Origin of the sequence: Streptomyces sp. M2CJ-2 (genome assembly GCF_016757295.1) — a bacterium.
Taxonomy (GTDB): domain Bacteria; phylum Actinomycetota; class Actinomycetes; order Streptomycetales; family Streptomycetaceae; genus Streptomyces.
Genome location: NZ_JAESIF010000122.1, coordinates 1 through 10,466, shown reverse-complemented (window position 1 = coordinate 10,466; position 10,466 = coordinate 1). Strand labels below are relative to the sequence as shown.

At 70.1% G+C, this 10,466-nt stretch carries 12 protein-coding genes and 3 pseudogenes; 4 read left to right on the top strand and 11 right to left on the bottom strand.

Going from position 1 to position 10,466, the window contains the following annotated elements; all coding sequences use genetic code 11:
* From JL475_RS36820 to JL475_RS36780, 10 genes and pseudogenes are all read right to left on the bottom strand, one after another.
* Positions 1-1,105 (bottom strand): hypothetical protein (locus JL475_RS36820; RefSeq protein WP_307825307.1); only part of this gene is annotated, 1,105 nt, incomplete at its 3' end.
* 100 nt (positions 1,106-1,205) lie between these two features.
* On the bottom strand, positions 1,206-1,925 hold the full coding sequence (locus JL475_RS36815) for an IS6 family transposase (RefSeq protein WP_202282540.1): 720 nt from the start codon (positions 1,923-1,925) through the stop codon (positions 1,206-1,208).
* Between the two features lie 66 nt (positions 1,926-1,991).
* Positions 1,992-2,438: pseudogene (locus tag JL475_RS36810) on the bottom strand (M20/M25/M40 family metallo-hydrolase); the annotation flags it as partial.
* Between the two features lie 24 nt (positions 2,439-2,462).
* Positions 2,463-3,125 carry a trimeric intracellular cation channel family protein gene (locus JL475_RS36805; RefSeq protein ID WP_237409322.1) on the bottom strand — a complete coding sequence of 221 codons (663 nt, stop codon included), beginning with the start codon at positions 3,123-3,125 and terminating at the stop codon, positions 2,463-2,465.
* 213 nt (positions 3,126-3,338) lie between these two features.
* On the bottom strand, positions 3,339-4,211 hold the full coding sequence (locus tag JL475_RS36800; protein WP_202282538.1) for an endo alpha-1,4 polygalactosaminidase: 873 nt from the start codon (positions 4,209-4,211) through the stop codon (positions 3,339-3,341).
* 274 nt (positions 4,212-4,485) lie between these two features.
* Positions 4,486-5,244 carry an IS6 family transposase gene (locus JL475_RS36795; protein WP_202282537.1) on the bottom strand — a complete coding sequence of 253 codons (759 nt, stop codon included), beginning with the start codon at positions 5,242-5,244 and terminating at the stop codon, positions 4,486-4,488.
* Positions 5,245-5,271: 27 nt separating this feature from the next.
* The gene (locus JL475_RS36790; protein WP_202282536.1) at positions 5,272-5,436 is read right to left on the bottom strand and encodes a hypothetical protein; all 165 of its coding nucleotides are present in this window, start codon (positions 5,434-5,436) and stop codon (positions 5,272-5,274) included.
* Between the two features lie 89 nt (positions 5,437-5,525).
* A pseudogene (locus JL475_RS41805) lies at positions 5,526-5,735 on the bottom strand (hypothetical protein); the annotation flags it as partial.
* Positions 5,647-5,970: pseudogene (locus JL475_RS36785) on the bottom strand (DUF4158 domain-containing protein); the annotation flags it as partial. The pseudogenes JL475_RS36785 and JL475_RS41805, both read right to left, overlap by 89 nt.
* A 235-nt stretch (positions 5,971-6,205) precedes the next feature.
* Positions 6,206-6,838 (bottom strand): type III effector protein, encoded by a 633-nt coding sequence (locus JL475_RS36780; RefSeq protein ID WP_202282534.1) that lies wholly within the window; start codon positions 6,836-6,838, stop codon positions 6,206-6,208.
* A 128-nt stretch (positions 6,839-6,966) separates the two neighbouring features.
* Between JL475_RS36780 and JL475_RS36775 the strand changes: the two genes are divergently transcribed.
* From JL475_RS36775 to JL475_RS36765, 3 genes are all read left to right on the top strand, one after another.
* Positions 6,967-7,398 carry an Hsp20/alpha crystallin family protein gene (locus JL475_RS36775; RefSeq protein WP_202282533.1) on the top strand — a complete coding sequence of 144 codons (432 nt, stop codon included), beginning with the start codon at positions 6,967-6,969 and terminating at the stop codon, positions 7,396-7,398.
* A 98-nt stretch (positions 7,399-7,496) separates the two neighbouring features.
* On the top strand, positions 7,497-7,892 hold the full coding sequence (locus tag JL475_RS36770; RefSeq protein WP_202282532.1) for a DUF2267 domain-containing protein: 396 nt from the start codon (positions 7,497-7,499) through the stop codon (positions 7,890-7,892).
* Between the two features lie 55 nt (positions 7,893-7,947).
* Positions 7,948-8,385 carry a DUF2267 domain-containing protein gene (locus JL475_RS36765; RefSeq protein ID WP_202282531.1) on the top strand — a complete coding sequence of 146 codons (438 nt, stop codon included), beginning with the start codon at positions 7,948-7,950 and terminating at the stop codon, positions 8,383-8,385.
* Positions 8,386-8,444: 59 nt separating this feature from the next.
* On the opposite strand, the gene JL475_RS36760 is transcribed toward JL475_RS36765, so the two are convergent.
* The gene (locus tag JL475_RS36760) at positions 8,445-9,512 is read right to left on the bottom strand and encodes a tyrosine-type recombinase/integrase (protein WP_307825306.1); all 1,068 of its coding nucleotides are present in this window, start codon (positions 9,510-9,512) and stop codon (positions 8,445-8,447) included.
* 349 nt (positions 9,513-9,861) lie between these two features.
* On the opposite strand from JL475_RS36760, the gene JL475_RS36755 reads away from it, so the two are divergent.
* On the top strand, positions 9,862-10,443 hold the full coding sequence (locus JL475_RS36755) for a hypothetical protein (RefSeq protein ID WP_202282530.1): 582 nt from the start codon (positions 9,862-9,864) through the stop codon (positions 10,441-10,443).
* Positions 10,444-10,466 lie beyond the last annotated feature (23 nt).

Genomic DNA, 10,466 nt, shown 5'->3' with positions numbered 1-10,466 from the left:
TCAGCTGACACGGTCTCAAGCTCTGTACATCAGCCCGTACATACCTCTGCACTACAGCCCGTACGCCGACATCCGCCGGCTTCCCGTGCGGGCTGTAGGCGAGCTTCGCCGGTGTCTCCCCGCTGTCCGGCCAGTCGTCCCACATCCACCAGCACACCCCGGCCCACCAGCGTCTGCCCGTGAAGGACTCGAGGAGCGCCTGGTAGGCGGCGGCCTGCTCCGAGTTCCCGGGGTGCTGGCTGATGTCCCACGCGTACGGGGCGGTCGTGGCGCCGCGCTGGCTGACGTAGCCTGCCTCGGTGAACAGGATCCTCCGGTCCTCGCGCTGCGCGTAGGCGGCGAGTTCCCTGCGGATCGGCTCCCAGGCGCGGAGCAGCCGGGCGGCGTCGTGCGTGGGCTCGCCGGACAGGGGCCAGTAGGCGTCGATGCCGATGAGGTCGAGCTCCTTCCAGAAGCGGATCTCCTTGTACTCGTCGTAGTTGGCGGCGTAGGTCAGTGGTCCGTCGTAGTGGTCACGGACGGCCCTGACGACCCGGATCCAAGCGGTGTGGTCGCCGGAGACGCCGGCGAGTTCGGTGCCCACCGTGAACTGTTTGACGCCGCTGTCCGCCGCGAGGTCCGCGTAGTGGGTGATGAACCGCCGGTACGCGCCGAACCAGGCGTCCCGGTCCCGGGGCCGGATCTCGGCGCGATCGGCGTCGCCGGGCAGGTCCACGTGCGGCTTGAGCATCACCTTCAGGCCGGCCGCGTGGGCACGGCGCACGATCCGCGTAAGGCTCGCGTCGCTCGCGGTGTCCTCGGTGCGGTGCATGGAGGTGTCCGTGCGCCGCTTCTGGTACCACGTCGGCGTGAAGGTGACCCAGCGCGCCCCGGTCGCCCTGATGTCCCGCAGATAGCGGTCGGCGGCGGGGCTGTCGTAGTCGGTGCGGTACCAGGAGGGCAGGGTGATGCCGCGCATCACCGACGTTCCCGTGGCGGGGCCGGGACGCGGCCTGGGCGTGCCGCCGTCGTGGCCCCCGGCGTCGGCCGTGCAGCCGGTGACGGCGAGAAGGACCGCCGCCATGGTGGCGCCGGTCCCCTTCCTCAGGCGGATTGCTGGTCTCACGATGTTCCCCGTTACCTTTTCTATGGGCGTTGTCACGTTGGTGGGGTGTTGATCGATTGAGGGCGCGTCAGGGCGTGGAGGGGGCGGGTGGGTGCCTGGGTCACGCCGCGGTGGGCAGAGCGGTGGCGCCGGTGATCTGGTCCCGGATGGCGAAGCGGACGGTCATCTCGGTGCGGTAGTGAGCGGCGGTCATCCGGTGGCGGCGGGGCCGGAAGTGGGGGGAGATGCCGCTGAACGCGGCCAGGAACCGCTGCGCCCCGCCGACGCTGCGGAAGCCCTTCATCGCGCGCTCGCGCTGCCTCGTCGGCTGGTGGCTGTTCTCCGCCCGGTTGTTCAGGCCCTGGTGGGAACGGTGCTCGACGGAGGGCATGACCTCGCGGTGGGCCGCTCGGTAGGAGCGGAGCTGGTCGGTGACGATCACTCGCGGCACGGCGCCGGTCTGCTTGAGGAGCTTGCGGAAGAAGCGTCTGGCGGCGGCCTTGTCGCGCTGGTTCTGCATGAGGATGTCGAGCACGGTGCCGTCCTGGTCGACGGCACGCCACCGGTACTTCCGCTCGCCGTTGACGGTGATGAAGACCTCGTCGAGGTGCCACGTGTCGCCGGGGTGGGGGTGCCTGCGGCGCAGGGCGTTGGCGTAGCCCTGCCCGAACGTGCCGCACCAGCGGCGCACCGTCTCGTAGGAGACGACCACGCCGCGCTGCAGCATCAGCTCCTCGACCTCTCGGTAGGAGAGCGGGAAGCGGAAGTACCGCCACACGCAGTGCGCGATGACCTCGGCCGGGTAGCGGTGGCCCTTGTAGGACGGCGGCGTCGACGGCACGAACGAACCCTTCCCGGAACGATCACTCCAAGATCATCCCACGCCCCAGCCAACGTGACAGCGCCCCTCCGAGGGCTGGAAGAGCGCCACGAAGGTGCCCCGCCAGGTGTCGCGGTTCTCGGCCAGCAGCCGCGCGCAGCCCAGCAGGCAGGTCACGTGCATGTCGTGTCCGCAGGCGTGCATGACGGGCTGCTCGGTGCCGTCCGGGGCGGTCACGGTCGCGGTGGAGGCGTAGGGCAGGCCGGTCTGTTCGCGCACCGGGAGGGCGTCCATGTCGGCACGCGCCATGACGGTCGGGCCGTCCCCGTGCTCCAGGACCCCGATCACCCCGGTTCCGCCGACACCGTCGGTGACCTCGTAGCCGAACGAACGCAGGGCTTCGGACACCTTTCCTGCGGTGCGGTGCTCCCGCAGTCCGAGCTCGGGGTGCCGGTGCAGGTCCTGGTAGACCTCCTCGAGGTGGGCGCGGATGCCGTCGAGGCCGGCCGGCACGACGGGGGCGCGGTCACTCATGGGTGACTCCTTGCGCGGGTGGGACTACTCTTCCTCCCCGTCTCGGGTGGCGGGGGCGACGCGGCGCCGCACAGCCGAGACCACTTTGGACTGGGGCTGCCAGTCCAGGCCGGTGGGCAGATTCCAGCCGTAGTGCACGGCGGTGAGCCGGAAGACCAGCGCCAGGACGATGCCCAGGCCGATGCCGACCTGGGGGACGCCGAGGTACGAGCAGGCCACCATGACTCCGGCGACCGCCACGGCGACGGTGGCGTACAGGCCGTTGCCACCGAACACGGCCGGCACCCGGCCGAGGATGACGTCACGCAGAGCGCCGCCGCCGACAGCGGTCACGGTGCCCAGCAGGACGGCCGGGAGCCAGCCCAGACCGGCCGCCAGCGTCTTGTTGGCGCCCGCGACCGCCCAGAACCCGATCACCGCGGCGTCGAGCGCGGTGAACAGCCGGTTCCAGGACTGCTCACTGAGCTTGATGAGGAACACCACCACGGAACCGGCCACAGCGGTCGACAGGTAGGCGTAGTCGGTCAGCGCGACCGGCGTGCCGTGCTGCAGCAGCACATCCCTGATCAGGCCCCCGCCCAGGCCCGAGATGATGCCTACCACCAGGAACCCGAACAGGTCCAAGCCGACCGTCCGGGCCACGGCACCGCCCAGCAGCGCGCACGAGAAGACGCCGGCAAGGTCCAAGTAACGTGTCGCGGTATCAACCCCGGTGGGGATCGAAGAAGCCAACATCACGGACGCAGCGGACATGGGACGAGCCTACTCGTGATCCCGCCTTCGACCAGCGGGACGAATGCCAAGCGTGACAGCGCCTGACGAACCGGTACGTGGTCATGGCGACGATTGTGTGATCATGCTCGTCTTCTGTCAGCGGGGCCCCACCGGCCTCCGCCCGCCTCACGCGTGCCCGCAGGTCTCCCGTACGTAGCCGGGGCTTCCCTCGGGAGTGACGTCCAAGTCCCGCAGAATCACCGAGAGTTCATCACCCCAGCCATCGCAGGCCCGGTCCAGTCCGGCCGCCTCGTACTCGACCACCAGGACGCGGTCGCCGAACGCGTCGGCGTAGTCGCCGCATTCGTCGTAACGGCCGCACTCCTCCACCACGGCGAAGTCGGCGCCCACCTCCTCACGGGCGGGGGCCAGTTCGGCGGTGTTCTTCTGGGCGATTGCCAGTCCGCGGTCGTGGGCGTGGGCGGCGAGCAGGGTGAGGAATGCCTTCGCGTCGTCCGCGCCGAGGAGGCCCTTCGGGGCGCGGGCGTAGCTGTCGTAGTTGTCGGGCTCGACGGCGTCGAAGCCCTTGTCGGCGCACGTGTCGATCCAGCCGTTGACCTTCTCGGCGATCCGCTCGCGCTTGCCTGCGGTGCCGATGTCGAGCAGCGCCTCGTCCCAGTCCGTGTCCATCACGACCTTGCCGTCGGGGTCGCCGCCACGGTCGCTGTCGCGCTCGCGGAGCAGCAGGTCGGGTTCCCAGGTGTCCTCCGCGTCCGGCTGGGCCTGGAAGGCGTTGACATAACAGACGTTGTACAGGCCCGGCGCGGGCGAGGCCGTGTGGTCGCGGACGACGACCTCCACGCCCTCGGGCGGGGGATAGGCTCCGCCGAGCTGGTAGTCGAACCCGGCGTGCGCCGGGGGAGTCGTCACCGCGGACGCGCCCCGGGTCGCGTCGTCGCCGCCGTCGGATGAACACGTGGTGGTCGTGCACGCGGTGAGGACGGCGGCTACGGTGAGCAGCGCGGCGGACCGGTAGACGGTGAACCGGTCGGCGGACATGTCAGGCGGCTCCCTCGGACGGGCACCCCGCGACGGCGTGGGCGGGGGAGAGACGGCGGCCGCCCCGGACGCGGACCGGCCGGGGAAACATAACCGACCCCGAAACTGCACGGCAAACCACCGCGACCTCCGGTCCGGGACCGGCCGGGCCCTCCTGTCCCCCGTGAGGGCGCTGTCACGTTGTGGAGCGTATGAGTGGCGTTGTCACGTTGTTGGGTGCGTGACTGTCTGATGGTGCGTCGGGGCGTGGTGGGCCCGCGGCCCGGGCCTGTGTTCAGGCCGTGGTGGGCTGGCCGGCGGCGCCGGTGACCTGCTCCCAGATGGCGAAGCGGAGGGTCATCTCGGCTCGGTAGTCGGGTGCGGCCATCAGGTGGCGGCGGTGCCGGAAGTGCGGTGAGATGCCGCTGAACGCGGACAGGAACCGCTGCGCCCCGCCAGCCGAGCGGAAGCCCTTCATCGCGCGTTCCCTCTGCCGGGTGGGCTGGTGGCTGTTCTCCGCCCGGTTGTTGAGGTACTTCGACTGCCGGTGCTCGACGGAGGGCATGACCTCACGGTGGGCCGCTCGGTAGGAGCGGAGCTTGTCGGTGACGATCACCCGGGGCACCGTGCGCGCCTTCTTGAGCAGCTTACGGAAGAAGCGGCGGGCCGCGGCCTTGTCCCGCCGCTTCTGTATGAGGATGTCGAGCACGGTGCCGTCGGCGTCGACGGCCCGCCACAGGTACTTCTGCTCTCCGCCGATCTTGATGAAGACCTCGTCCAGGTGCCACTTATCGCCGGGCCGGGGCCGCCGTCGGCGCAGGCCGTGGGCGTAGACCTGCCCGAACTTGGCGCACCAGCGGCGGATCGTCTCGTGGGAGACGACGACACCGCGCTGGAGCATCAGTTCCTCGACCTCGCGGAAGCTGAGCGGGAAGCGGTGGTACAGCCACACACAGTGCGCGATGACCTCGACCGGGTAGCGGTGGCCCCTGTACGACGGCGACGCGGACGACACGAGCGAACCCCTCCCCGGCACGATCAACCAGAAGATCATTCCACCCGGTTGGTCAACGTGACAGTGTCATTCGTAGCGTTCCAGGGCCTTGCCCACCCCGCGTGCGGAGATGTCGCGCGGGGAGCGGCGCAGCCGGTCCAGCTCCGAGAGGCGCTTGCCCGCGGGGACGACGACCAGCTGCTGTAGCCGGTCGGCCTGTTCCGGGGTGGGGCGGCGGCCAGCGTCGCCCACAGGTGTTTCTCGGCCCGCTCGCGGGTGCCGGACACCAGGCGTTCCAGCACGGTCACCCCGGGCAGCACCACTTTCTTGTCAACCAGGCGTTTGGTGGCGAGGTCGAACAGCAGGGTGGGGCGTTCGTTGCCGATCCAGGCGCGCTGGTAGAGCCAGCGGGCGAGCGTGAACCACTGGTCGAACTCGAACTTTGGTGTACCCGTAGCCGGCGCGGATCTGCTCCTGGTGGTCCCAGCGGGCCCCAGCTGTGCCGTACCCGGCGAACGCACCCGGCTCCAGCCCGAGCTGCTCGGCGACATAGCCAACCACCACGCCGGGCACCTCTTCGGGGTTGTTCAGGAAGGTGCCCAGGTAGCGGACGGTGCCGAGCTGGACGGCCCAGCCGATCCTGTTGCGCGCGCCACGGGCGGCCATCGCCCGGCGCCGTGCGGTCTGATCCAGCAGGAAGGACCCGGCGAGCTGTCCCTCGTCCGGGTCCTCGGTGAAGTGACCGAAGCGCCTGCGCTGTTCTTCGCTCAGAAAGTTGGTGGGCACCGGCCTGCTCCTTGATCGTCGGCGTGACTCGCGCGCGACGGTGCCAGGTGCCCTGGGGCAGCGTGAGGCGATCTTCTGTTTAAGCCCAGAGCATCACCCCATGTGATAAACGGGGCAGCCCGGAGGGGAGAAGACATGGCGGTCCCTGCTCACCAGCTCCTCGCGCGAAGAGGCGCAGAGTTGTGCCAAGCGGCGGCAGGCGGATCTCGCGCACGCCTTGGGGCAACGGATGGGTTCAGGGGGGTGTGAGGGTGTCGAGTTGTGCAGCGAGGTCGGGGTGGGTGGTGGTCAGGTGGGGGCGGGTGTCGTTGAGGGGGCGGATGAGCTCGGCGGGGTCGTCGTGGGCAAGGGCCGCGTGGAGCTGGCTGAGCGGGAGGCGGGCCGTGGTGGGCAGATCGGTGAGGGCGGTGATCTGGCCGGCGATGCGGCGCAGGTCGGCTGCGTTGCGGCGGGCCCAGGTGGCTGTGGTGCGTTCGGCGGCGCGGCGTTCGCGGGTGGCCTGGACGCGTTGTTCACCGGTGGTTCCGGCGGGGCCGGGGCGGCCGCGCAGGTAGCGGCGTTCGGCGGCCTGGCGGCTGGCGACGCCGAGGGGGTGGGCGAGGTCGGCCCAGCTGGCTCCCGCGTGGCGGGCGGTTTCGATCAGGCCGGTCTCCCATCCGGCGAGCTGCTCGCGGACCTGCCGCAGCAGCATCAGGGAGGCCAGCGCCTGCTCCGGCCCGGGGCCGGGCGCATCCGGGGTGTCCAGCGACTCTCGCCGGGCGTCGCGTAGGGCGTCGTCTATGGCGTTAAGGGCTGCCGCGGCGGCGAGGAACGACGCCGGGCTGTGGGCATTCGTGCTGGTCGTGAACGGCTCGTCGGCTGTGGTCACGGGCACCTCCCTCTCACTGTCATCTTGTAGACGACATCTTGTTTGTCATCCAATGGATGACATGTTACAACGGTGTCAGTGAGGCGCATTGGCAGCAACTGCCTGAACCTGCTGGAGGTGTTTTCACGATGTTGATGCGCACTGACCCCTTCCGTGAGCTGGACCGGCTGGCGCAGCAGATGATGGGCCCGGGCACCTGGTCCCGCTCGTCGGCGATGCCGATGGACGCCTACCGCGAGGGCGACGAGTATGTGGTGGCTTTCGACCTCCCGGGCGTCCCCGCGGACGCGATCGACATCGACGTCGAACGGAACATGCTGACCGTCAAGGCCGAGCGGCGGCCGGTGACGAAGGCCGACGACGTGCAGATGGAGCTGTCCGAGCGGCCGCTGGGTGTTTTCTCCCGCCAGATCGTGCTCGCCGACACCCTCGACACGGAGCACATCCAGGCCGACTACGACGCGGGCGTGCTCACCCTGCGCATCCCGATCGCCGAGCGCGCCAAGCCCCGCAAGATCTCCATCGGCGTCGGCTCCGGCCGCAAGGAGATCTCCGGCTGACACCGGCCGGACGGGTGCGGAGGGCGGACACCTGATCTCCCCCTCACCCCGCCCTCCGCACCCCCATGGGCAGTCCGAAGAAGAAGGGGGCGGCCGAGATGACTCTGCGACGCGAAGCGTTCCTCGGCCACGTAAAGGAACGCGGCGAGTACGACACTTGGGAGGAAGCCGAGCGCGCAGCCCGCGTGGTGCTCGCCCTCCTCGGCGCGCACCTGGTCGGCGACATCCGCGCCCAACTGGCGGCGCGCCTGCCGGAGGAGTTCGCTCTGATCCTGCTCAACCCGCTGCAGAGCGCCGAACCGCTACCCCCGGAGCGGTTCGTCCGCGCAACCGCCGCGTGGATCGAAGGCGCCACCGAGCAGACCGCCGCCTGGGACGTCAGCGCCGTGCTGTCCACCGTCGCCGACGCCGCCGGCGATGACCTGATGGGCCAGATCCTGCTCCAGCTCCCCGCCGGCTACGACCTGCTCTTCGGCCGCCCCCAGCCCACCTGACCATCCCGCACCCGGTGCCCGAACACCGGCCACAGCAAGAAAGGCAACCACCCCAGTGATCTCCGACCTGCACACACCGCCCCAGCAGCCGTACGGGACGGCATACGAGCAGATGCTGGAGAAGGTCCGTTACGAGGGCGCCTACCCCACCCGCGAGAAAGCCGACGAAGTCGTCCGCCTCGTCCTCGCCGGACTGGGACGCCAGCTGACCGGCGACGAACGCGTCGACCTGGCCGCCTGCCTGCCCCTGGAAGCCGCACGTGTGCTGACCGCGCAGATCCCCGACACCCAGCCACTGACCGGCTGGGCCTTCGTCAAGGACCTCGCCGCCCGCACCGGCGCCTCCCTGGCCACCACCCGCTGGGACACCGGCTCCGTCTTCTCCGCCGTCGCCGCCTACGCCAGCCCCGACCTGATCACCCGCATCCTCCACCAGTTCCCCACCGGCTACGCCCTGCTGTTCGGCCGCGCCGAACTCACCCCGGCCGCGTAGACGGCGACGTGCGTGCTCGGGGCGGGGCGCGACGACCGCTGCGTCGTTGTCCGCCCTGGTCATGTCCGGCGACGTGCGGCGGGATCGCGCTCAGCGACGTGTCGGGCGACCGCGTCGACGCCGGGGCGGGCGGACCGTTCCAGGGAGCGAACCAAGGCATGGCGGGAGCGGGCCAGCAGCATCGGGGTGGAGGTGCCGCCCTCGGCATCGTGCGTGAGTGCGGAGTGCCGCAGCCGGTGCAGCGTCCAGCCGTCCAGGTCCTCGATGTCCTCGGGTGAGGCGAGAGGGTTGGCCAAGAGCCGGGTGTTCTCCTCGAAGATCTCCTCGGCCCGGCGGTAGGAGAGCCGGGCCCGGCCGGTCTCGGGGCACACGTCGAGCGTGGGTGTCCCGGCCGGTGCCTTGCGGTCGGTGAGGAACAGCGGGCCTCGGGTGCGGCGGGCGATGAGTCGGGACAGGAGCTGTGCGGTGCCGGATTGCCAGTGAATCCACTCGGTCGCCCCGCCCTTGGCGGTGATCTTGCCGCGCTTGTCCTGCGGGTACAGGTCCTCCACGTTCAGGCACAGCACCTCGTCGGCTCGTGCGGCGGACTCGTAGAGCATCTTCCACTGCGTCTTCTCCCGCAGCGCGACGTCGAGGCGCCACAGGGCGGCGATCTGGTTGTCCGCGAGGGCCCTGGTGCGGTCGGGCGGTGCCGGCCGCCGCTCGATGCCGGTCGTGGGATCGGATTCGATCCAGCCCTGGCGCTGCCACCAGCCGATCGCCTTGCGGGCGATGGACAGTTCACGGTTGACGGTGTCGGCGTCCATCTCGTCCGCCCGTGCCGCCGCCAGCTCGGCGAGCACCTCCGGCAGCGCCGGATCGTCGATGGCGGCGATGGGGACGGCGGGCGGCTTCGCGCCCCGGCGGGCCGGTCCGGTCGGCGCCGGTACGCCGGTGAGCATCCATCCCCACGTCGTCAGCGAGATCCGGTAGATCCGCGCGGAGGACTTCGCGATGCCCGCACCGGTGAGATACCGCTCGATGGCCGCGGGGTACGACGACGGCGGGGCGGACAGGGGGACGACCCGGGCGCGCGGCAGCCTAAGCGCGCCCCCGCTTCCGAGTTCGGTCACTGGTTCGATCGTCACGCCGTCCCACCCTTCCGGCGCTGTCGCAGTAAATGCGTACACCTCACTCTGGCGGTCGGGATGACCCGCCGCAGGTCGCGATGATCACGGTAGGGGCTCTGTCACAGTAAATCCGGTATTTACTGCGATAGGCGCCCGACGGACCGTCGGGCATCGGGAGTGCGCACAGAGCCCCGCTCACACCTCGTCAAAAATTTTGACAGCTACGCCGATTCTCTGTTCCGTTCCTACTGGGACCCCTGGAGGTGCCGCATCAGGGCGCCGTCGTTACCGTGCGGGAGAAGGAAGTCGGCCAGAATCGCGACATCGGGCCGAACGGAGAGCTGCGAGGACTCAAGTGGCTGGCGAAATGAGCAAAGAGCTGATCATCAGCCCCCGCAGCGAGCGCGTGCGAGAGGAGCTGGCGGAAGCCGCTGCCTGGAGCGCGTACGCGGCGGAGCTTCGTAAGGCGCTCGGAGCCGCGATCGAGAAGAGCGGCGCAGACCTCCTGGAGGTGGGCGGGCTGCTGGTGAGTGAGCCCCTTCCCGAAGAGCACCGCGGCCTGCGCAACGGTGCGGAGGTCCGGCCGCCGCAAGCGATAGGCCTCGCCGAGGGAATGGCAGCCGGGCGCGGGCCGTATTGTCAGCTCGCCGCACCCGGTAGATTGCAGATCGAGTCGGGATGGGACGGAGCGGTACACCTCTTCACCACACCAGCGGTGGCCGCCGATCTGGCGGGATTCCATGGTGAGGGCGTGACGTTCCTGTGGCGAGACGCGGCTCCTGAACCCATAGAGGTCTCGGACCCCGTAGACGCCGTCGCGGACGCGGGTTTCTGGGCGAGGGTGGCGGAGGCGTCCGAGCGTCTGACCCTGGTCTGCGAGCGCTGGGCGTACGGCGCTGGGTGCGGCTCCTTCCGAGGGAAAGTCGTTGATCAGGCGTCGAGTTGGTAGTGGTGCTGGTCGGGGTAGGTGCG